Annotated in this window: 25 protein-coding genes and 1 pseudogene; 18 read left to right on the forward strand and 8 right to left on the reverse strand. The window is 63.7% G+C overall.

Going from position 1 to position 22659, the window contains the following annotated elements:
• Positions 1-189: 189 nt before the first annotated feature.
• Positions 190-762 carry a TadE/TadG family type IV pilus assembly protein gene (locus ACVWYI_RS06710; RefSeq protein WP_247343827.1) on the forward strand — a complete coding sequence of 191 codons (573 nt, stop codon included), beginning with the start codon at positions 190-192 and terminating at the stop codon, positions 760-762.
• Between the two features lie 123 nt (positions 763-885).
• Positions 886-1404, forward strand: coding sequence for a TadE/TadG family type IV pilus assembly protein (locus tag ACVWYI_RS06715; RefSeq protein ID WP_456661556.1), 519 nt, complete (start codon positions 886-888; stop codon positions 1402-1404).
• Positions 1405-1480: 76 nt separating this feature from the next.
• Here ACVWYI_RS06715 and ACVWYI_RS06720 read toward each other — a convergent pair whose 3' ends face one another.
• The 3 genes and pseudogenes from ACVWYI_RS06720 to ACVWYI_RS06730 all read right to left on the reverse strand — a co-directional run bounded on the left by ACVWYI_RS06720 (position 1481) and on the right by ACVWYI_RS06730 (position 3782).
• Positions 1481-1693, reverse strand: a complete 213-nt coding sequence (locus tag ACVWYI_RS06720; RefSeq protein ID WP_247320093.1) for a cold-shock protein — start codon at positions 1691-1693, stop codon at positions 1481-1483.
• A gap of 265 nt (positions 1694-1958) precedes the next feature.
• Complete coding sequence (gene infA / locus ACVWYI_RS06725; RefSeq protein ID WP_007599789.1) at positions 1959-2246, reverse strand: translation initiation factor IF-1; 288 nt, start codon at positions 2244-2246, stop codon at positions 1959-1961.
• A gap of 23 nt (positions 2247-2269) precedes the next feature.
• Positions 2270-3782: pseudogene (locus tag ACVWYI_RS06730) on the reverse strand (DEAD/DEAH box helicase).
• Positions 3783-4286: 504 nt separating this feature from the next.
• On the opposite strand from ACVWYI_RS06730, the gene urtA reads away from it, so the two are divergent.
• The 16 genes from urtA to ACVWYI_RS06810 all read left to right on the forward strand — a co-directional run bounded on the left by urtA (position 4287) and on the right by ACVWYI_RS06810 (position 18485).
• A complete protein-coding gene (gene urtA, locus ACVWYI_RS06735; RefSeq protein ID WP_456661557.1) occupies positions 4287-5609 on the forward strand; it encodes an urea ABC transporter substrate-binding protein in 1323 nt (440 codons plus the stop codon).
• 82 nt (positions 5610-5691) lie between these two features.
• A complete protein-coding gene (urtB, locus tag ACVWYI_RS06740; protein WP_456661558.1) occupies positions 5692-7299 on the forward strand; it encodes an urea ABC transporter permease subunit UrtB in 1608 nt (535 codons plus the stop codon).
• On the forward strand, positions 7296-8465 hold the full coding sequence (gene urtC / locus ACVWYI_RS06745; protein WP_247343811.1) for an urea ABC transporter permease subunit UrtC: 1170 nt from the start codon (positions 7296-7298) through the stop codon (positions 8463-8465). The genes urtB and urtC overlap by 4 nt, the downstream gene beginning before the upstream one ends.
• A gap of 4 nt (positions 8466-8469) precedes the next feature.
• The gene (gene urtD, locus ACVWYI_RS06750; RefSeq protein ID WP_456661559.1) at positions 8470-9231 is read left to right on the forward strand and encodes an urea ABC transporter ATP-binding protein UrtD; all 762 of its coding nucleotides are present in this window, start codon (positions 8470-8472) and stop codon (positions 9229-9231) included.
• A 3-nt stretch (positions 9232-9234) separates the two neighbouring features.
• Positions 9235-9930 carry an urea ABC transporter ATP-binding subunit UrtE gene (gene urtE / locus ACVWYI_RS06755; protein WP_354103049.1) on the forward strand — a complete coding sequence of 232 codons (696 nt, stop codon included), beginning with the start codon at positions 9235-9237 and terminating at the stop codon, positions 9928-9930.
• A gap of 36 nt (positions 9931-9966) precedes the next feature.
• Positions 9967-10797, forward strand: a complete 831-nt coding sequence (locus ACVWYI_RS06760; RefSeq protein WP_456661560.1) for an urease accessory protein UreD — start codon at positions 9967-9969, stop codon at positions 10795-10797.
• Positions 10798-10834: 37 nt separating this feature from the next.
• Positions 10835-11137, forward strand: coding sequence for an urease subunit gamma (locus tag ACVWYI_RS06765; RefSeq protein ID WP_247343801.1), 303 nt, complete (start codon positions 10835-10837; stop codon positions 11135-11137).
• A gap of 10 nt (positions 11138-11147) precedes the next feature.
• On the forward strand, positions 11148-11453 hold the full coding sequence (locus ACVWYI_RS06770) for an urease subunit beta (protein ID WP_354044689.1): 306 nt from the start codon (positions 11148-11150) through the stop codon (positions 11451-11453).
• A gap of 57 nt (positions 11454-11510) precedes the next feature.
• Complete coding sequence (locus ACVWYI_RS06775; protein WP_456661561.1) at positions 11511-12050, forward strand: HD domain-containing protein; 540 nt, start codon at positions 11511-11513, stop codon at positions 12048-12050.
• A 37-nt stretch (positions 12051-12087) separates the two neighbouring features.
• Positions 12088-13803 (forward strand): urease subunit alpha, encoded by a 1716-nt coding sequence (gene ureC, locus ACVWYI_RS06780; protein ID WP_456661562.1) that lies wholly within the window; start codon positions 12088-12090, stop codon positions 13801-13803.
• Between the two features lie 129 nt (positions 13804-13932).
• Positions 13933-14232 carry a putative quinol monooxygenase gene (locus ACVWYI_RS06785; protein WP_247343788.1) on the forward strand — a complete coding sequence of 100 codons (300 nt, stop codon included), beginning with the start codon at positions 13933-13935 and terminating at the stop codon, positions 14230-14232.
• A gap of 24 nt (positions 14233-14256) precedes the next feature.
• On the forward strand, positions 14257-14556 hold the full coding sequence (locus tag ACVWYI_RS06790; RefSeq protein WP_456661563.1) for a putative quinol monooxygenase: 300 nt from the start codon (positions 14257-14259) through the stop codon (positions 14554-14556).
• A gap of 11 nt (positions 14557-14567) precedes the next feature.
• Positions 14568-15143, forward strand: coding sequence for an urease accessory protein UreE (locus ACVWYI_RS06795; protein ID WP_456661564.1), 576 nt, complete (start codon positions 14568-14570; stop codon positions 15141-15143).
• Positions 15124-15852 carry an urease accessory protein UreF gene (locus tag ACVWYI_RS06800; RefSeq protein ID WP_456664487.1) on the forward strand — a complete coding sequence of 243 codons (729 nt, stop codon included), beginning with the start codon at positions 15124-15126 and terminating at the stop codon, positions 15850-15852. Before ACVWYI_RS06795 ends, ACVWYI_RS06800 begins: the two co-directional genes overlap by 20 nt.
• Positions 15853-15903: 51 nt before the next feature.
• Positions 15904-16527 (forward strand): urease accessory protein UreG, encoded by a 624-nt coding sequence (ureG, locus tag ACVWYI_RS06805; protein ID WP_247343779.1) that lies wholly within the window; start codon positions 15904-15906, stop codon positions 16525-16527.
• Between the two features lie 299 nt (positions 16528-16826).
• Positions 16827-18485 (forward strand): CHASE domain-containing protein, encoded by a 1659-nt coding sequence (locus ACVWYI_RS06810; protein WP_456661565.1) that lies wholly within the window; start codon positions 16827-16829, stop codon positions 18483-18485.
• A gap of 7 nt (positions 18486-18492) precedes the next feature.
• On the opposite strand, the gene ACVWYI_RS06815 is transcribed toward ACVWYI_RS06810, so the two are convergent.
• From ACVWYI_RS06815 to ACVWYI_RS06835, 5 genes are all read right to left on the reverse strand, one after another.
• On the reverse strand, positions 18493-19101 hold the full coding sequence (locus ACVWYI_RS06815) for a TetR/AcrR family transcriptional regulator (RefSeq protein WP_456664488.1): 609 nt from the start codon (positions 19099-19101) through the stop codon (positions 18493-18495).
• An 88-nt stretch (positions 19102-19189) separates the two neighbouring features.
• Positions 19190-20332 carry an OpgC domain-containing protein gene (locus tag ACVWYI_RS06820; protein ID WP_456661566.1) on the reverse strand — a complete coding sequence of 381 codons (1143 nt, stop codon included), beginning with the start codon at positions 20330-20332 and terminating at the stop codon, positions 19190-19192.
• Positions 20333-20521: 189 nt separating this feature from the next.
• Entirely contained in the window at positions 20522-20974 is a 453-nt protein-coding gene (locus ACVWYI_RS06825; protein WP_456661567.1) for a hypothetical protein, read from the reverse strand.
• A gap of 91 nt (positions 20975-21065) precedes the next feature.
• Positions 21066-21437, reverse strand: a complete 372-nt coding sequence (locus ACVWYI_RS06830) for a DUF883 family protein (RefSeq protein ID WP_456661568.1) — start codon at positions 21435-21437, stop codon at positions 21066-21068.
• Positions 21438-21514: 77 nt separating this feature from the next.
• Positions 21515-22630: an AI-2E family transporter gene (locus ACVWYI_RS06835; RefSeq protein ID WP_247446303.1), complete on the reverse strand. Its 1116-nt coding sequence runs from the start codon at positions 22628-22630 to the stop codon at positions 21515-21517.
• Positions 22631-22659: the final 29 nt, after the last annotated feature.

The following is a 22659-nucleotide window of genomic DNA, read 5'->3' on the forward strand; positions in this document are numbered from 1 at the left end:
GGCGTGCCCGGGCAAGATCGTCCCGCTCGGACACGCGCGTGCGAGTGAGGTCCTCTCTCCGAGCCTCGGGTCGTTCGCGGTTAACGCACCTTTAACGGCCCGGGCCGCCGAGTGCGGATCGCCTGAACACTTAAACAATCAGTTTCCGCTACTGAATGGGGCAGATGATCGCCGCTGCTGGGGAATTTGATGCCATCGCCCGCGCCTAAGAGGTTCACGCTCCTCGCCGCATTACGCCGGTTTCGCGGCAGCCGCCGTGGCTCGGCAGCCGTCGAGTTCGCGCTCGTCGCGCCGGTTTTCTTCGCGCTGCTGTTCGCCATCATCGAGTCGGCGCTGATGTTCTTCGCGAGCCAGGTGCTCGAGACCGTCGCGCAGAATTCCGCGCGCGTGTTGCTGACCGGTCAGGCGCAATCCGGTTCAGTGACGGCCTGCGCGGTATCCGGCGTGAGCACACCCTGCTCGCAAACGACGTTCAAGACTTACGTTTGTAACCAGATCCCGGCGCTGTTCGATTGCGCCAAGCTCTACGTCGACGTCGTGAGCACGAACAGCTTCGGATCGCTGAGCCTCACCAGCTATGGCGATTCCTGCAGCTTCAACCCAACCGGCGTGCAGTACGGTGCCGGGACCGCTGGCCAGGTCGTCGTGGTGCGGCTGTTCTATCAGTGGCCGCTCTTCGTCACCGGGCTCGGCTTCAACATGGGCTGCAGCAACAAGCGGCTGCTGGTGGCGACAGCGGCCTTCAAGAATGAACCCTTCTGAGACAGATGGATCCGAGCGGACCGATGCAGATGATTGCGAATATCTGGAGAAAAGCCCGTAGCTGCGTGCGGGACTTCGTCGCCGACGGGCGCGCGGTTGCGGCGACTGAATTCGCGGTCCATCGTGCCGCTGATGCTGGCGATGTTCTTCGGCACCGTCGAATTTTCATCGGCCGTGGCCATCAAAAGCAAAGTCACGATGATTGCACGGACTCTGTCCGATTTGACGTCGCAGTCAACGACGCTCGCCGATAGCAACATGCAGGACACGTTCACGGCAAGCATATCGGTGATCATGCCTTACGACGCTACGCTCGTGAAGGGCGCGATCTCGCAGATCCATATCGATAAGAACAGCATTGCCACGGTTGACTGGAGCACGGGCGGCACCATTGCGAGCGGTGCAACGCAGGCGACGCTGACGGTCTCGGCCCACAAGAAAGGCGACATTGTCACGTCGATGATCCCCCCGACGCTCTTGGTCCCGTCGACTTACCTCATTCTCAGCGAGGTGAGCTACCTTTACACACCTTCGGTGGGCTACGTGTTGAAGTCGGGCGTAACGCTGGCCGATGTCTCCTACACGCGGCCGCGCCAGGTCACCTGCGTTCCTTACAACGGTGTACCGTCGTCCTGCCTGTAATGAAAAAAAGGCCGGGCGTTGCGCCCGGCCTTTCCTTTACTTGTTCGCTTGAGCCGATCGGGCCCTAAGCGCTAGCTCAGCCGGCGGAGCGGAGGTTGTCCGCCGCCGACTTGCCGGAACGGCGGTCGGCCACGATCTCGTAGGAGATCTTCTGGCCTTCGTTCAGCGTGCCGAGGCCAGCGCGCTCGACGGCGCTGATGTGGACGAACACGTCCTGGCCGCCGTCGTCGGGCTGGATGAAGCCGAAGCCCTTGGTCGCGTTAAACCACTTCACGGTTCCCATGCTCATGGGGGTAGTCCCTTCTCAGATAACACAATGTAAGAGCCCGCTTGCGCGGACAGGTTAGATCGAATTTTGGAAGGGTCGTCAGCGTGTCTGAACCGGCTGTACCGGTGGATGCCAATGTCGTCCGGCCGAAAATCGATGAGCTGTTTTTACTGGAAACAAGGCCGCATAACAATCCTGCATGCACGTTTTTTTGATCCGCCGTGACGGTCACGGCGGATCAGCATACAGGTCGAGATTTTGGGTCCGCGCTCGCGCGCTGACCCTGTTAGCGGCGGCGGAACTGGCCACCGCGCTGCCCGGGACGCGGAGGTCCGCCCATGCCGCTCGGGCGTTCATCCTTGTGGCGGAAAATCAGCCGGCCCTTTTCGAGGTCATAGGGCGACATCTCCACCGTCACGCGGTCGCCCGCCAGCGTCTTGATGCGGTTTTTCTTCATCTTGCCGGCGGTGTAGGCGACGATCTCGTGCCCGGCGTCGAGTTGCACGCGGTAGCGCGCGTCGGGGAGGATTTCGGTGACCAGTCCTTCGAACTGGATCAGCTCTTCCTTAGCCATGAATTTCTCCAGGTCGTGGACGGCTAGTGCGAATGGGGTTTGCGGCTCGGTTGGCCGTTCGGCCGACTCTCGCGGCGCAAAAAGGCAACGCCTTGTATCCCATCAGACGCCCCGGCGCTATGCGCGGAACGCTGTTCAGGACGGCCGTTTGGCGAAGAATGCGCCTTGCCGCCGGAGCGGCCGTGACGTGATGGCTTCGAAGCCTTCGGGCCGCTGCCGGGCCGTCCGTCGCCCTGCTTGCCGGCACTGTGGTGGCGACCGTCAGCATGCCTTTCGTCGGCCCGCCGCCCGTCGCCATTCCGTGCGCCTTGCGGACGCTGGCCTGGGCGGCTGGGCCGGCCTTGACGCTGCTGGGACGGGGGAGGACCCGCATCGCGGCGGCCCGCGTCGGTGCGGTGGTCTTCGCGCGGCAGCGTCACTTTGATCAACCGCTCGATGTCGCGGAGATAGGCGAGTTCCTCGCCGCCTGCGACCAGCGAGATCGCGGTGCCCTCGGCGCCGGCGCGCGCGGTGCGGCCGATGCGGTGCACGTAGGTCTCGGGCACGTTGGGGAGGTCAAAATTGATGACGTGGGTGATGCCGTCGACATCGATGCCGCGAGCGGCGATATCGGTGGCGACCAGCGTGCGGATTTCACCGGTGCGGAACTGGGCAAGCGTCCGTTCGCGATGGTTCTGCGACTTGTTACCGTGGATGGCGCTGGCGGGGATGCCCGCCTTCTCGAGTGTCTTTACGACCTTGTCGGCGCCGTGCTTGGTGCGTGTGAAGACCAGGGCCCGGTTGACCGGCTCGTCCTTCAGCAGCTTGGCCAGTAAGGCGGGCTTGGAAGAGAAGTCGACCTGGATGATGCGCTGCTGGATGCGTTCCACCGTCGAGGAGACCGGGGTGACCGCAACGCGGGCCGGGTCCCGCAGCATGGCGTCGGCCAGTTCGGCGATGTCCTTCGGCATGGTGGCCGAGAAGAACAGCGTCTGCCGCTTGATCGGCAGCTTGGCGACGATTTTGCGGATGTCGTTGATGAAGCCCATGTCGAGCATGCGGTCGGCCTCGTCGAGCACGAGGAATTCGACGCTGCCGAGCTTCAGTCCGTTGCTCTGCACGAGGTCAAGCAGGCGGCCGGGAGTGGCGACCAGCTACCTCGACGCCCTGCATCAGCGAGCGGACCTGACGGCCCATCGGCACGCCGCCGATGGCGAGCGTCGAAGACAGGCGGATGTGGCGGCCATAGGCGTTGAAGCTGTCGAGGATCTGGCCGGACAGCTCGCGGGTGGGCGAGAGCACCAGGACGCGGGTCGTCTTCGGCTGCGGCTTGATGCGGTTCTCGAGCAGGCGGTGCAGGATCGGCAGCGCGAAGGCCGCGGTCTTGCCGGTTCCCGTCTGGGCGATGCCGACCACGTCGCGGCCAGTCAGCGCGGTCGGGATCGTCTGGGCCTGGATGGGGGTGGGAGTGACGTAGTTCTCTTCGGTGAGGGCACGTGCGATGGGTTCGGCGAGGCCGAAATCCTGAAAGGAAGTCAAAAGAGGGGTTCTTTCCATGTCGAAAGCAGGCGCCCGGCGCAGTTAGCGGGGCACGCGCAATAGGGGTGTCAAATGGGACACCTGCGTGTTTGGGGTGTCGGATGGCTTGGTGAGATGGGGCAAGCCAGACGCCCGAAAGGGCTTAAGAACACGCGGCTCGCAACGGTCTCTTGATTCGCAAGAGGCCTCAGCCACTATATGGAACATTGAGGGGGCGCTTTCAAGGCACGTGGGCCACAAATGGCGATTGCGGTGCAGAAATAGTTATGCCGGAAATTTAGCCAGAGTGCGCAGCCTGCTCAGAAAGTAACCTGCCTGCCGCTTTCGCATACATTTGAATTGCCTAAATTTTGGGCTGGCGAATAGTGGCGATACTTCGTTTTCAGGCAATTTTACAAACAAAAACAATGACTTGATCGGTGTCCAATCTATGGCACGGTTCTTGCGAATCCGTTAATCGCAGGCGGCCGTGGGGCCGTTTCGCAGCGTTTTTCACGTCTGCGTCAGGGAGATGAGACACTCATGCATAGCAAATCCACTCACGATATAGCGGCGTCATTTAGCCGCCGTGGCGTTCTCGCCGTGACCGCCGGACTGATGCTCGGTCTGGCTTCCATTTCCAGTGCGAAGGCCGCTGACGACACCATCAAGGTCGGCGTGCTTCACTCCCTCTCCGGCACCATGGCCATCAGCGAAACCACGTTGAAGGATACCATCCTCTTTCTGATCGACGAGCAGAACAAGAAGGGCGGCGTGAACGGCAAGAAGCTCGAAGCCGTGGTCGTCGATCCCGCTTCGAACTGGCCGCTGTTCGCCGAGAAGGCGCGCGAGCTGATCACCAAGGACAAGGTTGCGGTCGTGTTCGGCTGCTGGACCTCGGTGTCACGCAAGTCGGTGCTCCCGGTGTTCAAGGAGCTGAACAGCATCCTGTTCTACCCCGTCCAGTACGAGGGCGAGGAGAGCGAGCGCAACGTGTTCTACACTGGTGCTGCGCCGAACCAGCAGGCGATCCCCGCCGTCGACTATCTGATGAAGGACGAGAAGGTGAAGCGCTGGGTGCTCGCGGGCACCGACTATGTCTATCCGCGCACCACCAACAAGATCCTGGAAGCCTATCTGAAGTCCAAGGGTGTCGCCCAGGAAGACATCATGATCAACTACACGCCGTTCGGTCATTCCGACTGGCAGACGATCGTGGCCGACATCAAGAAGTTCGGCTCGGCCGGCAAGAAGACCGCGGTGGTCTCGACCATCAACGGCGACGCCAACGTTCCGTTCTACAAGGAGCTCGGCAACCAGGGCATCAAGGCAAAGGACATCCCGGTCGTCGCGTTCTCGGTAGGTGAGGAAGAACTCGCCGGCATCGACACCAAGCCGCTGCTCGGCCATCTCGCCGCCTGGAACTACTTCCAGTCGATCAAGTCGCCGGAGAACGAGAAGTTCATCAAGGCGTGGCAGACCTATACCAAGAATCCGAAGCGCGTGACCAACGATCCGATGGAAGCGCACGTCATCGGTTTCGACATGTGGGTCAAGGCGGTCGAGAAAGTGAAGTCGACCGATCCGGACAAGGTGATCGATGCGCTCCCGGGCATCGAAGCCAAGAACCTGACCGGCGGCACCTCCAAGATGCTTCCAAACCATCACATCACCAAGCCGGTGTTCATTGGCGAAATCAAAGCCAACGGCCAGTTCGACGTGGTGTGGAAGACCCCGGGTCTTGTCGCGGGCGACGCCTGGTCGAAGGAGCTCGACGGCTCCAAGGACCTGGTCGGCGACTGGGTCGGTAAGAAGTGCGGCAACTTCAACACCAAGACCAACAAGTGCCTCGGTTCGGGCTCCTGATCCGGATCTGACGCTCCATTGCACGATTGGAGAAGGCGGCGATCCCGCCGCCTTCTCCACCATTCTGCCGGGGTCTTTCACAGTGCCAGCCAATTTGTCCGCCCGTTTCTGTTCGCTCCTGCTCTCGTTGTTCCTGATCGCGTTCGCGCTGCCGGCCTTCGCCGGTCCGTTCGAGGATGCGGTCGCCAAATTTGCCAACGATGATTTTTCCGACACGGATGAAGCGATCGGCGCCGTCGCGAGCAGCGGCAACAAGCTGGCCTTTCCCATCATCAGCGCGCTCCAGGACGGCCGCCTCATGGCCGATCCTGATAGCAAGAAGGTTTACGTCACCGGCGCCGACGGCAAGTCGATCGACGCGGCGACTGGTGAATCCGTCGCCAGCGTTCCCGACAGCGCGAGCGCAGTGCGTCTCAACAACCGCCTGCGCCGCAGCGTCGACGCTGCGATCGGCAGCCTGACGCTGCAGTCGCCGGATGTCGGAACGCGGCTCCAGGCTGCGCAATCCGTGTTCAAGTCGCACGACGAAACCGCGCTCGAGGCGGTCGATGGTGCGCTCGCCAAGGAAACCAACAAATCCGTCAAGTCTGCGCTCGGCGACGCCCGCGCCGCCATCCTGCTGTTCAAGCCTGATGCCGCCGAGGTCGAGAAGCTCGAAGCCGTCGCCACCCTCAAGGCGCGCGGTGACCAGGAGGCGCTGGCGCTGCTCACCGGCATGGGCGACCAGCCGGCCTCGGTGACCAAGGCCGCCGCGAGCGCGATCGGCTCGATCCAGAGCTCGCTGGCGGTCTGGTCCACCGTGCAGAATGCTTGGTACGGCCTCTCGCTCGGCTCGGTGCTGCTGCTCGCCGCGATCGGGCTCGCCATCACCTTCGGCGTGATGGGCGTCATCAACATGGCCCATGGCGAGATGGTGATGATCGGCGCCTACGTCACCTTCGTGGTGCAGGACGTGATCCGCACCCGCTATCTCGGCCTGTTCGACTATTCGCTGCTGATCGCCGTGCCGCTCGCCTTCATCGTCGCCGGCGCCCTCGGCGTGCTGATCGAGCGCAGCATCATCCGCTTCCTCTATGGCCGTCCGCTGGAGACGCTGCTGGCGACCTGGGGCCTGTCGCTGGTGCTCCAGCAAGCGGTGCGCACCATGTTCGGTCCGACCAACCGCGAGGTCGGCAACCCCTCCTGGATGAGCGGTGCGTTCGAACTCGGCCAGATCACCATCACCTATAACCGGCTCTGGATCCTAGTCTTCACGCTTGCGGTGTTCGTCATTCTGCTCGCGATGCTGCGCTACACGGCGCTCGGGCTCGAGATGCGCGCGGTGACGCAGAACCGCCGCATGGCGGCTTCGATGGGCATCGCCACCTCGCGGGTCGACGCGCTGACCTTCGGTCTCGGCTCGGGCATCGCCGGCATCGCCGGCGTGGCGCTGTCGCAGATCGACAATGTCAGCCCCAATCTCGGCCAGAGCTACATCATCGACAGCTTCATGGTCGTGGTGTTCGGCGGCGTCGGCAATCTCTGGGGCACGCTGGTCGGCGCCTTCACGCTCGGCATCGCCAACAAATTCCTGGAGCCCGTCGCCGGCGCCGTGCTCGGCAAGATCGCAATCCTCGTTCTCATCATCCTGTTCATTCAAAAGCGGCCGCGCGGCCTGTTCGCGCTCAAGGGCCGTGCGGTGGAAGCATGACCCCTCACATGCTGACGCGCTCGCTGGACCGCGGCGCGACGATCTTCCTTGCCGTCGTCGCGGCCTGCGGCATCCTCATCCCGCTCTCCAACCTGCTGCTGCCCGCGGGCTCGTTCCTGCAGGTGCCGACCTATCTCGTCGCGCTCTGGGGCAAATATGTCTGCTACGCAATTCTCGCGCTCTCGATTGACCTGATCTGGGGTTATTGCGGCATCCTCTCGCTCGGTCACGGCGCCTTCTTCTCGCTCGGTGGCTATGCGATGGGCATGTACCTCATGCGCCAGATCGGCAGCCGCGGCGTCTACGGCAACCCGATCCTGCCGGACTTCATGGTGTTCCTGAACTATTCGAAGCTGCCCTGGTACTGGCAAGGCTTCGACATGTTCTGGTTCGCAGCCCTGATGGTGCTGGTCGTGCCGGGACTGCTCGCCTTCTGTTTCGGCTGGCTCGCCTTCCGCTCGCGCGTCACCGGCGTGTATCTGTCGATCATCACGCAAGCGATGACCTACGCGCTGCTGCTCGCCTTCTTCCGCAACGATTTCGGCTTCGGCGGCAACAACGGCCTGACCGACTTCAAGGACATCCTGGGCTTCAACGTCCAGGCGGAAGGAACCCGCGCAGCGCTGTTCGCGCTGAGCTGCCTGGCGCTGATCGCGAGCTTCCTGATCTGCCGCTCCGTCGTGTCCTCCAAGCTCGGCAAGGTGCTGATCGCAATCCGCGACGCGGAATCGCGCAGCCGGTTCCTCGGCTACCGGGTCGAATCCTACAAGCTGTTCGTGTTCACGTTGTCGGCCTGCATGGCCGGCGTTGCCGGTGCGCTCTACGTGCCGCAGGTCGGCATCATCAACCCGTCCGAATTCGCGCCGGGCAATTCGATCGAGGCGGTGATCTGGGTCGCGGTCGGCGGCCGCGGCACGCTGGTCGGCGCGGCGCTCGGCGCCGTCGTCGTCAACTACGCCAAGACGGTCTTCACCTCGGGCATGCTCGCGCCCTACTGGCTCTTCATGCTGGGCGCGATGTTCATCCTGGTGACGCTGCTGCTGCCGAAGGGCATCGTCGGCACCTTCAATGCATGGTGGGACTCGTCGAAGGAAAAGCGCGCCGCTGCGACGACGGCGAGCGCCGCGGCCGAAGACGGCATCACCGAACCCAGGATGGCGGAGTAGCGCGATGAACGTCATGGACACCCGCGCCACTTCCGCAATGCTCTATCTCGACGGGGTGCACGTCTCTTTCGACGGCTTCCATGCCATCAATAACCTGTCGCTGACGCTCGAGCCCGGCGAGATGCGGGCGATCATCGGCCCGAACGGCGCCGGCAAGACCACGATGATGGACATCATCACCGGCAAGACCAAGCCCGACGAAGGCACGGTGCTGTTCGACGGCGTCACCGACCTGACGCGCCTCGACGAGACCCGCATCGCCGAACTCGGCATCGGCCGCAAATTCCAGAAGCCGACCGTGTTCGAGAGCCAGACCGTGCAGGACAACCTGCTGCTGGCGCTCAATGTCGACCACAGCGTCAGGGGCACGCTGTTCTGGCGCGGCAGCACCGCCGAAGCCGAGAGCATCGACAGGGTGCTGGAGACGATCCGCCTCACCGATGCCCGCAATCGTCTCGCCGGCAGCCTCAGCCACGGCCAGAAGCAGTGGCTCGAGATCGGCATGCTGCTTGCGCAGGATCCGAAGCTGCTGCTGGTCGACGAGCCGGTCGCCGGCATGACCGACGTCGAGACGCATCTCACCGCCGAACTGCTCAAGGAAATCAACAAGACCCACACCGTGATGGTGGTCGAGCACGACATGACGTTCGTGCGCGAGCTCGGCGTCAAGGTCACCTGCCTTCACGAGGGGACCGTGCTCGCCGAAGGCACCATCGACCAGGTCTCGGCCAACGAGCGGGTCATCGAAGTTTATCTGGGACGCTGAACGATGCTCGAGGTCAAGGATATCAACCTGTTCTACGGCGCGGCGCAGGCCCTGCGCGGTGTGTCGATCGCGGCCGAGCCCGGCAAGGTGACCTGCGTGCTCGGACGCAACGGCGTCGGCAAGACCTCGCTCTTGCGCGCCATGGTCGGCCAGTATCCGATCTCATCGGGCGCGATCGTGCTCGACGGCAGCGACATCACGGGCCTGAAGCCCTATGAGCGCGCGCGCAAGGGCATCGGCTTCGTGCCGCAGGGGCGCGAGATATTTCCGCTTCTGACGGTCGAGGAGAATCTCAAGACCGGCTTCGGCCCGCTCAGGCGCGAGGACAGGCACATTCCGGACGACGTGTACTCGCTATTCCCGGTGCTGCAATCCATGCTCGGCCGGCGCGGCGGCGATCTCTCCGGCGGCCAGCAGCAACAGCTCGCGATCGGCCGCGCACTGGTGATGCGGCCAAAGCTGCTGCTGCTCGACGAGCCGACCGAAGGCATCCAGCCCTCGATCATCAAGGACATCGGCCGCGCCATCTCGTACCTGCGCAACCTCGGCAACATCGCCATCGTGCTGGTCGAACAATATCTCGACTTTGCCTGCGAACTCGGCGACAGTTTTGCGGTGATGGATCGCGGCGCGGTGAAGTTCACCTGCGACCGCTCCAATCTCGACCCGGCCGAAATCAGCCGCCAGATGGCGCTGTAATCCCAAAATTTCTGCCGCGGCCGGCTGGGGAGACGGATGCGCAGCGACGTTTTAACGACATCTTCGGTGTTTGAAGCCAACCGCGCCCGTGGCGTAGTGCGCTTCGACGTCCACGCGCGCGACGGCGTGACGCGGCGAGGGATCTTGCATGAATCCGGCTCCCTGCGCGTCCGCTTTCCCTCTCCGGAAGACGAGGGCCTCTCCGGCGTGTTCGTCAACACGGCCGGCGGCGTTGCCGGCGGGGACAATTTTGATATCGATATTGCCGCGGGCGAGGGTTCGCGCCTGACCTTGACCACGGCGGCGGCCGAGAAGGTCTATCGTGCCCCCGGAGCGGCGGCGCAGCTCAATATCGCCTTGAAGATCGCCGCGGGTGCGCATATCGGATGGCTGCCGCAAGAGACGATTCTGTTCGATCGCGCCCGCGTCCATCGTAGCTTCGACGTCGCTCTCGATGAGACGGCCTCGCTCCTGCTTTGCGAGATCGTCGTGTTCGGCCGCACCGCCATGGGCGAGCGGGTGGAGCAGGGCGAATTCGTCGACCGTTGGCGGCTCTCCCGCGGCGGCAAGCTCGTGTTCGCGGAAACCGTCAGGCTCGACGGCAATATCGGCGCAAAACTCGCGCGATCCGCGATGGCTAAAAGCGGCGCGGCGATCGGCACGGCGCTGATCGTGCCCGGCGACGAGGCATTGATCGAGCGCATCCGGGAAGCGTCGGACTCATTCTCCGGCGAGGTCGGAATGTCCGCCTGGAATGGCTTTGCAATGGCGCGGTTCTGTGCCCAAGATGCGGCGCGCCTGCGTGCCGACATGATGACCGTGCTGGCGCGCAGCGGTGCGGCGCTGCCGAGGCTCTGGCTGAACTGACCGGCTGAATTGATGCGTTGAACGGAAGAGATTTCGCATGAACCTGTCTCCCCGCGAAAAGGACAAGCTTCTGATCTCGATGGCGGCCATCGTGGCCCGCCGCCGGCTGGATCGCGGCGTCAAGCTCAACCATCCCGAGTCGATCGCGATCATTTCCGATTTCATCCTCGAAGGCGCGCGCGACGGCCGCACCGTCGCTGAGCTGATGCAATCCGGCGCGCAGGTCCTCACCCGTGAACAGGTGATGCCCGGCATCCCCGAGATGATCCACGACATCCAGGTCGAGGCGACGTTTCCGGATGGCACCAAGCTCGTCACCGTGCACGAGCCGATCAGGTAGGAGCGAGAGCATGATCCCCGGCGAACTCTTCATCAAGGACGGCGAGATCGAGCTCAATGCCGGCCGCAAGACCGTGACGCTGACGGTTGCCAACACCGGCGACCGTCCGATCCAGGTAGGCTCGCACTACCATTTCTTCGAGACCAATCCGGCACTGAAGTTCGACCGCAAGAAGGCCCGCGGCATGCGCCTTGACATCGCCGCCGGCACCGCCGTCCGGTTCGAGCCCGGCCAGACCCGCGACGTCCAGCTCGTCGCCGTCGCCGGCAAGAAAACCATCTACGGCTTCCGCGGCGACGTGATGGGGAAGCTGTGAGCTCCACAGGAACGAGCGCGGCACGGCACGGTTGAGACGAAAACGGAGGTCTTTGCCATGCTGTCACCCGTCCGCCTCGTCTCCGAAGCCGCCGAGTTCGCCGCGCGCCGCCACAACGGGATGGCGCGCAAGGGCCGCGGTCATGAGCCTTACATCAATCACCTCGCCGAGGTCGCGAACCTGCTTGCGACAGCGACCGATGGCGCCGACGCCGAACTCGTTGCGGCCGGCTGGCTGCATGATGCGATCGAGGACACCGACACCACGCGCGAGGAGCTCGCGCAAAAATTCTCCGACCGTGTCGCGTCACTCGTCGTCGAGTGCACCGACGACATGAGCCTGCCGAAGGCCGAGCGACGGCGTCGGCAGGTGATCGAAGCACCGAAAAAGTCGGCCGGTGCCAGGCTGATCAAGATCGCCGACAAGATCAGCAACATCGGCGCGCGCATTCATTCCGATCCAGCCGCCGAAGAGCGTGACGACCTCACCGACTACGTCGGCTGGTCCGAGCAGGTGGTCGCGGGCTGCCGCGGCGACAACGCCTGGCTCGATACGACATTCGACGACATGGTGCTCACAGCGAGGGCCTCGCTGTGAGCACCGATCCGAAATTCAAACGCAAACGGGGCTTGTGATGTCCGTCAAAATAAAGCGTTCCGTCTATGCCGACATGTTCGGTCCGACCACCGGCGACAGGGTGCGGCTGGCCGACACCGACCTCATCATCGAGGTCGAGAAGGATTTCACCACCTACGGCGAGGAGGTGAAATTCGGCGGCGGCAAGGTGATCCGCGACGGCATGGGGCAATCACAGGTCACCAACAAGCAGGGCGCGGCTGATACCGTCATCACCAATGCGCTGATCGTCGATCACTGGGGAATCGTGAAAGCCGACGTCGCGATCAAGGACGGCATGATCGCCGGTATTGGCAAGGCCGGCAATCCCGACATCCAGCCGGGCGTCACCATCGTCATCGGTCCCGGCACCGACGTGATCGCGGGCGAGGGCAAGATCCTCACCGCCGGCGGCTTCGACAGTCACATCCATTTCATCTGTCCGCAGCAGATCGAGCACGCGCTGATGTCTGGCGTGACCTCGATGCTCGGCGGCGGCACCGGCCCCTCGCACGGCACGTTCGCCACCACCTGCACGCCGGGGCCGTGGCACATGGGGCGGATGATCCAGTCGTTCGACGCCTTTCCGGTCAATCTCGGCATCTCCGGCAAGGGTAACGCCTCGCGGCCTGCCGCGCTGGTCGAGATGATCAAGGCCGGCGCCTGTGCGCTGAAGCTGCACGAAGATTGGGGCACGACGCCGGCTGCCATCGACAATTGCCTGTCGGTGGCCGACGATTACGACATCCAGGTGATGATCCACACCGACACGCTGAACGAATCCGGCTTCGTCGAGGATACCATCAAGGCCCTCAAAGGCCGCACCATCCACGCCTTCCACACCGAAGGTGCCGGCGGCGGTCACGCCCCAGATATCATCAAGGTCGCCGGCTTGAAGAACGTGCTGCCGTCCTCGACCAACCCGACGCGCCCGTTCACGCGCAACACCATCGACGAGCATCTGGATATGCTGATGGTGTGTCACCATCTCGATCCCTCGATCGCGGAAGATTTGGCCTTCGCCGAGAGCCGTATCCGCAAGGAGACGATTGCCGCCGAAGACATCCTGCACGATCTCGGCGCGCTCTCGATGATGTCCTCGGACTCCCAGGCCATGGGCCGCCTTGGCGAAGTCATCATCCGCACCTGGCAGACCGCCGACAAGATGAAGAAGCAGCGCGGCTCGCTGCCGCAGGACAAGGGCAAGGACAACGACAATTTTCGCGTCAAGCGCTATATCGCCAAATACACCATCAATCCCGCGATCGCCCATGGCGTCTCGAAGCTGATTGGCTCGGTGGAGAAGGGCAAGCTCGCCGATCTCGTGCTTTGGTCGCCGGCCTTCTTCGGCGTCAAGCCGGACTGCATCGTCAAGGGCGGCATGATCGTCGCCGCGCCCATGGGAGATCCCAACGCCTCGATCCCGACGCCGCAGCCGGTGCACTACCAGCCGATGTTCGGTGCCTTCGGCAAGGCGCGCACCGCGTCCTCCGTGGTGTTCACCTCGAAGGCCGCGATCACCGGCGGCCTCGCGCGAAAACTCGGCATCGACAAGAAGCTCTATGCGGTCCAGAACACCCGCGGAAAAATCTCGAAGAAGAGCATGATCCACAACGACGCCACGCCCAATATCGAGGTCGATCCGGAGACCTATGAGGTGCGCGCCGACGGCGAGCTTCTCACTTGCGCGCCGGCCGAAGTGCTGCCGATGGCGCAGCGATATTTCATGTACTGAAATAGCGCCTCGACACATGCCCACGGCGCGCCTCCGGGGGAGCGGATTTACGGTGTTGCGTTCGATCCCGCCTGGTCTAATGTCCCGCCCGGTATCTTGAACCCAAAAGAAAAGCCGGGAGGATTTCTCGTGATCTACGTCGTTGCCACCCTGACCATCAAGCCCGAAACGCGCGCCGAATTCATTGCAGCTGCCACTGCCTGCATCAAGGAGACCCGGAAAGAGCCCGGCAATATCGCCTATGATTTGCACGAGAGTGTCACCGATCCCGCCAAGATGGTGTTCGTCGAACAGTGGGAGAATGCCGAGGCGCTGGTGCCGCATCGCGGCCAGGAGCACATGAAGACATTCGGCCGCGTCGCGGTGAAGTGCTTCACGGCACCGCCGAAGATCGAAGTGATCACGCCCGAGAAGGTCGACATACGCTAACAAGAACAACAGGGAATAACCCTCATGATCTATGTCATCGCCACCACGCCCATGAAGCCGGAAAACAAGGACGACTTCATCAAGGGGTACAAGGCCTGCACCGTCGAGACGCTCAAGGAGAAGGGCTGCCTCTCCTACGACGGTAGTGTCAGTGTCAATAACCCCAATCAATACGTGGTGGTCGAACGCTGGGAGACCCGCGACGATCTCACGGCGCATGCCAAGGCGCCGCACATGAAGGTGTGGCGCGAATATTCCGCGCAGATGAAGACGGCGCCGACGGTGATCGAGATCATCAGCGACGGCAACGTCGAGAAGCTCTGAGGTAGCAGCGCATGATCCGGGCGACGCAGGTCAAGGGACTACACCGCTTCACAGAAGCGCCGGCGGATACAGTCGTGCTCGATTTCGACGATCGGCACCGCCGCCGCATGGCGATGACGGGGACGAGGGGGCTCGCCTTCCTGCTCGACCTGGAGAATGCCGTTGCGCTGCGCGGCGGCGATGCGCTGGTGCTGGAGGACGGTCGGCTGGTCGAGGTGGTCGCCGCGCCCGAGCCGCTGCTGGAGATCCGCGGCCAGGATCCGCACCACCTCATCCGCGTCGGCTGGCATCTCGGCAATCGCCATCTGCCGACGCAGATCATGGCCAAGGGGCTGCGCATTCGCCGCGACCACGTCATCGAAGCCATGGTGAAGGGCCTCGGTGCGCGCGTGATCGAGATCGAGGCGCCGTTCGATCCCGAAGGCGGCGCCTATGCCGATGCCGGTCACGCACATGGACACGACGACCACACGCATGACCATGTTGCGCATGACCATGGTCACAGCCACGATCATCATCACCACGACGAGCATTGCGATCACCCCGACCATCACCACGGCCACAAGCATGCTCACGACCACAAATGAGCCGGTCGGCGCCGGAGATCTCGCGGGGCGCGAGGCGGCGGCGCTGTACCGGCTGATGACCTGGCTGTCGCCGGCGTTTCCCGTCGGCGGCTTTTCCTACTCCAGCGGCATCGAATGGGCGGTCGAAGCCGGAGACATCGCGGACACAGCGACGCTGGCGGACTGGCTCGACGCAATGCTCCGCGACGGCTCGGGCTTCTGCGATGCGACGTTTCTGGTCCACGCCTATCGCGCCACTGAAGCGGACGAGGGCGCCACCTTGAGCGATATCGCCGAGCTCGCCGCGGCCTTTGTGCCGTCGCGCGAGCGGCAGCTGGAGACGACGTCGCAGGGGCGCGCCTTCATCGACATCGCCCGCGCCGCTTGGGATGCCGACGGGCTGGAAGCCATGGTTGGGGCATGCCGAACGCCGCTGGTCTATCCCGTCGCCGTCGGCGTCGTCGCTGCCGTGCATGGCGTGCCGCTGGCGCCGACCTTGCACGGCTTCCTGCATGCGCTGGTCTCGAACTGGATTTCCGCGGCCAGCCGGCTCATCCCGCTCGGCCAGACCGACAGCCAGCGCGTGCTGGTGAAGCTGGAAGCCGCGGTTGCCGCGACGGCAAATCGTGCGCTGAATGCGACGTTGGACGATCTCGGCAGCGCGACGTTTCGCGCCGACCTCGCCAGCCTGCGGCACGAAACGCAATATACGCGGCTGTTCAGATCATGATTGCTGGCCAGTACATTCCGCAGTCGCCAGGACAACGATAGGAAAGAATCGATGGCTACGTCTCACGGCCCCTTGCGTGTCGGCATCGGCGGCCCGGTCGGATCGGGCAAGACCGCGCTGATGGACCTGCTCTGCAAGACCATGCGCGAGCGCTATGACATCGCCGCGATCACCAACGACATCTACACCAAATGGGATGCGGAATTCCTCGTGCGCTCGGGCTCGCTGACGCCGGATCGCATTGCAGGGGTCGAGACCGGCGGCTGCCCGCATACCGCGATCCGAGAGGATGCCTCGATGAATCTCGCCGCGGTGGCGGACATGCGCGCCAAGTTTCCCGGGCTCGATCTCGTGCTGATCGAATCCGGCGGTGACAACCTCGCTGCCACTTTTTCCCCGGAGCTCGCCGACCTCACCATTTACGTCATCGACGTCGCGGCCGGCGACAAGATCCCGTCCAAGGGCGGCCCCGGCATCACCCGGTCCGACCTCCTTGTCATCAACAAGATCGACCTGGCGCCCCATGTCGGCGCCTCGCTGGAAAAGATGGAGACGGACGCCAGGCGGATGCGCGGCGAGCGTCCGTTCGTCATGACCAACCTGAAGAAGAGCCAGGGGCTCGACCGCATCATCGGCTTTATCGAGGCCAAAGGCGGCTTGAAACGGGACAGCTGACCGACGCGACGACTTAACGCAGGCGTTTCTATCCGTTAACGCCCAGTGGGCGGAGCCATCCGCGGAACCAATTTCGGACAGGGCGATTATCTACCTCCGGTGCCCGGGAGCCGAACCATCCCGGCCGGACCATCGGCCGAGCGGATTATGCTTTTCAGGCGACCCAAGTTGCGTACTGATGCCTCCTCCTTCATTATCTCGGCCACCGGGGTTCACCCTGTTTCGGCACATGGCCGTTCGAGCGGCGTTCATATGTTCCTTGTTTATTGCCGACCTCCCGCTTTCGCCTGAGTAGTCGCGTGGTCCGGCTGGGTTTCATCATCGGCTTCATCGCCCTGCTCGGAGCCTTGCTCTCCGGGCTTGCGGCCTATCGCGTCCACGACCAGGAGCTGGCGCTGGACCGGATCGCGCTGGCGCGCGCGATCGACGTCCATGCGAGCCTGGTCCAGGACCGGCTCACCGAGCGCGAACTGCTTGCGCGGGTTGCCTCCGGCCTGTTCCGGACGCCGTCGGTGCTCAAACCGAACATGCTCGAGCCGCTGCGCTCGGCGATCTACGCCTTCAAGACCGATTTCGTGGTGGCCGGCTGGGTCGCCCGCCTGAAGCCGGACGAGCTTGCCGCAGCGCAGGCCGCCATCGCCAGCGCCGGCTTCCCCAATCCGCAGATCCGCAGCTATGACGACAAGCCGATCGATCCGGCGCGTGTCACTCAGCCGATCGACGTGCTGATGGACCTCGAACCGCGCAGCAATGAGACCAAGGCGCTGCCCGGCCGCAGCTACGACCAGGATCAGGTGCGCAGCGCCATGCTGACACGCGCCAGAGTGGAGAAGAGGTCGGTTGCCTCCGAGCCGGTTCCTCTCCTGCGCGGCGACGGACCGGTCGGCATCATCGTGGCCGCTCCGGTCATCCCCGAGGGCGCGACGGAGCCGGTGGGCTTCATCACATTTTCCTACGAGCTCGCCTCCTTGATGCTGACCAATGACGACATGTCGCTGTTCGCGGTCGCGCTGAAGGATCCGCGCAGGGAGGGTGGCGAGCTTGTCGCCAACGATCAAGGCGTGGTCTCGGCCCGCACGACGGCGGCGGATGGGCCGGCGCCGTCGGCGACGCGCACGGTGAGCTTCGGCGGTCGCGACTGGCAGCTCGGCTATTACGCCAAGACCAACTCGGCGCGCCGCGCCGAGCAGACTGCGATCATCGTGGCGGCGATCGGCTTTGCGATCACCGCGATGGTGTGCGGCCTGTTCGGCTATGTCGCCTACAACAATCTGCGGCTCAGCCGGGAAATCCAGGTCAGAATCGGCTTCGAGCGCCGGCTGACGGCTGTCATCGACGAGCTCAACCACCGGGTCAAGAACATCCTGGCGGTGATCCAGTCGATCGTGACGCGCACGCTGCGCCATGGCTCCGACATCGATGTCGCGCGTGAACTCCTGATCGGCCGCATTCACGCCATGTCCAACGTCGTCTCGCTGCTCAGCGAGAGCCAGTGGCAGGGCGTCAAGCTGAAGGGCCTGTTCGAGGCGCGCGCCATCCCGCACGCCGACCGCATCGCCGTCACCGGTCCGGATATCGCAGTCAGCGCGCGCGCTGCGCAGAGCCTGTCGCTGCTGTTCTTCGAACTGGCCTCGCACTCCGACGAGGGCCTGTCGCTGGTCGGCAAGCATCCGCACATCACCGCCAATTGGACGGTGACGAGCGAGGGGACTGGCGAGGTTTTTCATTTCCGCTGGGAGGAGTTCAACACCAGCGAGGCGACGCGCCGTCCCGATTCCGATTTCGGCCTGATCCTGCTCGACCGCGTCGCGCCCGAGGCGCTCGGCGGCGCCGCCAAGCGCTATTTCACCGACGTCTCCTATGTCTACGAGCTGACCGCGCCGATGGACACGGTCGAGGACATGACCGAGCGCGACCGCACTGACAAGCTTTCAGCACCGATCCGGCCGGTGCGGTAATGCGAGGCTAGCTCTTCGGCCGCAGCACGAGGTCAACCAGATTGCGCGCGTAGGCCGGCGTGATCGGCGCGATGCCGAAGACGTAGCGGTAGAACAGGCCGCCATAGATCGCATCGTAGAGATCCTCCGGCGGTGCTTCCGCCAGAATGCTGCCGTCGTTCTGGCCGGCGGCGATCATCTCGACCAGGGTGTCGCGGCGGAATTGCAGATAGCGGGCGTAGAACAGCTCGGCTGAGCCGGTCTTGGAAATGCATTCGGAGATCACGGCGAGCTGGACCTTGCCGAACTCGCCCTGGAGCGCTTCGGCATAGGCCGCGGCGTGGCGGCGTGCGCGCGCGGCGGCACTGCCGGAGCTTGCAGGCGGTAGCGGCAGCATCCGCGCGGCATGCTGGAGGAAGGCGTCGATCAGCAACGCCTCGCGAGACGGCCACCATTTGTAGATCGTCATCTTGGAGACGCTGGAACGCCGCGCGACCGCGTCGATGGTGGTGGCGGCAAGGCCGGTCGTGGCCATCAGCGCATAGGCGCTCTGGAGAATGGCGTTGGTGGTCTCGATCGACCTTGGCCGGCCGCGCCGGGGCGCGCTGTCGGCTCCCTCACCCCCGCCTTTCACCATCGCCACGCCCGGCCTCCTCGCGCAATCCGCTCCCGCTCCGCATACCGCAGCCGTGATGGTCGGCCTAGCGGAATCGGAAGGTGCCGGGCTAGGCCTGCTGGCGCAAGGCCGCGGGCAGGTCCTGCCGCTTCGACCAGGCGATGTAATACGCGACCGCGGCCATCGCCGCGAAGCCGGCCAGACTCACGGCGATCTGCATCACCACCAGATTGGCGCCGGTGATCAGGATGAGATGTCCGGCAAAGGACAGGAACACGCCGACGCAGAACACGGCGAGCCATTCCTCGCCGCATCTGATGACCGCCTGGAGCGGCCTCAATTGCAGACCGGGATGATCGGCCGGGACCAGATGGGTCGCGAGGAAAGCGAGCGCGAGGAAGTGGACCACGCGATAGGGTGCGAGGTTTTCCTTGTCGGTCGGCGTGATATTGTTGAGTACGATATCCGGCAAGTAGACGGCCAGCGTCGGCGAGTGGCGCATCAGCGTGATCGCCATCGCGAATACGAGATAAGCGCCTGCAAGCACGCGCAGCCAGGTCAGGCCGTGCAGGGCGCGGCCCGACGTGCCGGTCACGGCGAACCAGCCGCCCAGCACCATCAGCATCTGCCAGCAGAACGGGTTGAAGGTCCACTCCTGGTCCGGATAGACCCGGAAATTCCAATCGAACCAGCGCGCCGCGAAGTACAGGGCGACCGATGCCGCCAGCGTTAGGTTCGGACGCCGCAACAGCCCCCACAGCGCGAACGGAAGAAACGCCATCAGCGGGATCATCAGTTGCAGGAGATCGAGGTTCAGCGGCTCTTCCTGAAGCACCAGTCCGCGTACCAGGATGCGCAGCGGATGCTCGATGATCCCGGAAATGTTGTATTCGTGGATGATCTCTGGCGCCATCGATTGCGAGGCGACATAGGCGATGGTGTCGATGTAGATCACGAACAGAACGACATAGGCGGCGTAGAGCCGCCAAACGCGCTGGAAGATGCGCGTCGCTGCGACGACGTAACCACGCTCCAGCGCCATCTTGCCATGAATGATGGCCATGCCATAGCCGGCCACGAACACGAACAGGTCTGCGGCGCCGCTGAAGCCGAAGTTTCGCAGCGTCAGCAAGTTGACGACATTGTTCGGGATGTGGTCGACGAAAATCGACCAGTTGGCGATGCCGAGCGTCAAATAGAGCCGGGCGTCGTGATTGAATGCGGCGAGGTTCGCCTTGACGGACGGTTTCATCGAAAAAAATAGCTTTTGGAATCAGGGGCGCTGCTTGTAGCGGCAACCTCCTGCCTATCCGAGTAGCGATTGCGTGATGAAGGGGGCATTGGTGCCAAATGGCGCAAAATTGCGCGGCGGCGTCCGTGCCCAATTCCGATAAATGCGCTCGTGAGACTTACGACGAAATTTTCTAACCCGCTTGAGCCGTCACTCGGCAGGTTCAGCCGACGCCTCGTCGGCGCCGGCGCGGCTCGCCATGATTCCGAGGGCGACGCCGCCGATCGCCAGGATCGGCAACAGCCGCTTGATCCCGATGGCGCGAACGATTTGGAGTCCCGTGGCGAGCAGCATGGGATCCGCGAGCATGCTCGCGGCCGTCGACTTCGCGGCGCGCTCGGCCGCGATATGGGCTTGCTTGCGCAACTGCCGCTTGTAGGCCCAATAGCTCACTGCAGCAGTCAGGGTCAGCAGAAAGAAAACGCCGGCACCGGCGAGGCAAGCCTGCACCGGACCATATTTTTCCAGCACCGAGATGAATGCCGCCGCGCACAGGAAGCATGTCGTGATGAAGAGCGCGAGCGCCGCGCCCGCCGCCAACGAGGTCAGCCGCACAGTCGTGCCGGTGGATGCGCTGATCCCGTCGATGATGCGCTGAAACATGGCCTTGCTCCTCAAACCCCCACGAGCCGAATCGTCACATGCCGGCACCGACGGCGCCGCAGCGCCGCCATTTCAAAACCCGTTCACGACCTCAGCGGCGCCAGGCGGCACCAATCAGGAAGCCGATGCCGAGCGCGATGCCGACGGTCGCGAGCGGTCGCTGCGTGATCGCGTCTTCCAGCCTCTCCTCGATCGAGCCGTAGGCATCTTGCGCTGCGCCCATCATGGCGCTGCCGCGCTCCGACATGTCGTCGAAGGTCGAATCCACGTTTTCGCGCGCTTGGCGGTAGCCGCGGCGGGCCTGCTTGCCGGCAGAATTGGCAAAGACGTTGAGCGCGTCGGTGATCTGGTCGGTGAGGGCGGCGATATCGTTTTTCACGGCTGCTACTTCCTTCTCGAGGCGTTCTGCGGTGGCCTTGTCAGTCCAGTCTCTCATCCTGGCTTCGCCGTCGGACGTTGACATCGGGAGCTCCGAACTGTTGGCGGTTGAGATGGGCGGAGAACGTTTCGTCGTGACGGAAGTTCCGTCATCGAAACCTCTCAACCTTGTGGGAGCTGCGGCGAATCCGTCGGCAGCAGATGCTCCTTCAGGACCAACGCGACGATCAGAAGCGGCGACGACAGGAACGCGCCCATCGGGCCCCACAGCCATGTCCAGAATGCCAGCGCCAGCAGCACGGCGAGCGCATTGAGCTCCAGCCGCCGGCCGATGATGGTTGGTGTGACGAAGTGCCCCTCCAGGAAGGTGAGGCCGCCAAAGGCAAGCGCCGCCATCAGGCCACCTCCAATGGTCGGAAAAGTGACCAGTCCGACCACGACCAGAATGGCGAACATCGCAACCGGCCCGATAATCGGGATAAAGTTGAGGGTGGCCGCGAGGGCGCCGAGGCCGGCGGGATTGGGCATGCCGATGAGCGCGCAGACCAGGCCCGCGCCGATGCCGACGCCGACATTGATGACAGTCACGGTCAGAAGATAGTTGCCGAGATGGACCTCGATCTCGTTGAGGATTCGAAGCGTGCGCAGCCGCGCGTCGTGATCGCCGAAGGTCATGATCATCGCGCGGCGCAGGTCGCGCCAGCTCGCGATGAACAGGATGAGGGTGACGAAGAACAGCAGAAATTCGGTGAAGGTTGGCGACAAAAATTCCAGCGTCGGCTGCACCCATTCGAATTTCGGCATCTGGAAGCTGTGCAAGCCGTCCGAGCCGCCGCCGACCATCGTCTGCAGCTCCTGCCACAACGCCAGCGGCCGGTCGAACACGTGCAGCTTGTCCTTCAATTGCGCGCCGAGTTCGGGCAGGCGCGAGCTCCATTCCATCAGCGGTGAGGCGATCAGCGCGACGATGAAGCCGACCACGGCGGTCACCGCGATCACGATCGACGCGGCCGCGAGCCCGCGCGGCACTTTCCGCTCCTCCAGGAAGGTTGCCGCCGGCGACAGCATCGTGCCGGTGACGAACGCCATCACGACAGGCAGGAAGAACGCCTTTCCGACATAGAGAACGGCGACCACCGCGATCAGCAGCAGCCCCGCAAGCGCGAATGCGACGAATTCGGTGCGCCGGATCACTGGCGGAAGTTCGCCGTGGCGCTCGGGGAGCGGTGTGCCTTCGCTGTTGCCGGGAATTATACGTTCACTGGGAAGGACGCGCACAATACCTCTCCGGCACGGAAGGCTTCGGT

Source organism: Bradyrhizobium sp. LB13.1 (assembly GCF_054056815.1).

Coding starts and splice junctions, on each gene's coding strand:
- urtE (WP_354103049.1), top strand. CDS start 9,235: ATGCTCGAGGTCAAGGATATCAACCTGTTCTACGGCGCGGCGCAGGCC.
- ACVWYI_RS06790 (WP_456661563.1), top strand. CDS start 14,257: ATGATCTATGTCATCGCCACCACGCCCATGAAGCCGGAAAACAAGGAC.
- urtC (WP_247343811.1), top strand. CDS start 7,296: ATGACCCCTCACATGCTGACGCGCTCGCTGGACCGCGGCGCGACGATC.
- ACVWYI_RS06830 (WP_456661568.1), bottom strand. CDS start 21,437: ATGTCAACGTCCGACGGCGAAGCCAGGATGAGAGACTGGACTGACAAG.
- ACVWYI_RS06775 (WP_456661561.1), top strand. CDS start 11,511: ATGCTGTCACCCGTCCGCCTCGTCTCCGAAGCCGCCGAGTTCGCCGCG.
- ACVWYI_RS06825 (WP_456661567.1), bottom strand. CDS start 20,974: ATGTTTCAGCGCATCATCGACGGGATCAGCGCATCCACCGGCACGACT.
- ACVWYI_RS06765 (WP_247343801.1), top strand. CDS start 10,835: ATGAACCTGTCTCCCCGCGAAAAGGACAAGCTTCTGATCTCGATGGCG.
- ureG (WP_247343779.1), top strand. CDS start 15,904: ATGGCTACGTCTCACGGCCCCTTGCGTGTCGGCATCGGCGGCCCGGTC.
- ACVWYI_RS06720 (WP_247320093.1), bottom strand. CDS start 1,693: ATGAGCATGGGAACCGTGAAGTGGTTTAACGCGACCAAGGGCTTCGGC.
- ACVWYI_RS06795 (WP_456661564.1), top strand. CDS start 14,568: ATGATCCGGGCGACGCAGGTCAAGGGACTACACCGCTTCACAGAAGCG.
- ACVWYI_RS06760 (WP_456661560.1), top strand. CDS start 9,967: ATGCGCAGCGACGTTTTAACGACATCTTCGGTGTTTGAAGCCAACCGC.
- ACVWYI_RS06710 (WP_247343827.1), top strand. CDS start 190: ATGCCATCGCCCGCGCCTAAGAGGTTCACGCTCCTCGCCGCATTACGC.
- ACVWYI_RS06770 (WP_354044689.1), top strand. CDS start 11,148: ATGATCCCCGGCGAACTCTTCATCAAGGACGGCGAGATCGAGCTCAAT.
- ACVWYI_RS06820 (WP_456661566.1), bottom strand. CDS start 20,332: ATGAAACCGTCCGTCAAGGCGAACCTCGCCGCATTCAATCACGACGCC.
- ureC (WP_456661562.1), top strand. CDS start 12,088: ATGTCCGTCAAAATAAAGCGTTCCGTCTATGCCGACATGTTCGGTCCG.
- ACVWYI_RS06800 (WP_456664487.1), top strand. CDS start 15,124: ATGCTCACGACCACAAATGAGCCGGTCGGCGCCGGAGATCTCGCGGGG.
- infA (WP_007599789.1), bottom strand. CDS start 2,246: ATGGCTAAGGAAGAGCTGATCCAGTTCGAAGGACTGGTCACCGAAATC.
- ACVWYI_RS06815 (WP_456664488.1), bottom strand. CDS start 19,101: ATGGTGAAAGGCGGGGGTGAGGGAGCCGACAGCGCGCCCCGGCGCGGC.
- urtD (WP_456661559.1), top strand. CDS start 8,470: ATGAACGTCATGGACACCCGCGCCACTTCCGCAATGCTCTATCTCGAC.
- urtA (WP_456661557.1), top strand. CDS start 4,287: ATGCATAGCAAATCCACTCACGATATAGCGGCGTCATTTAGCCGCCGT.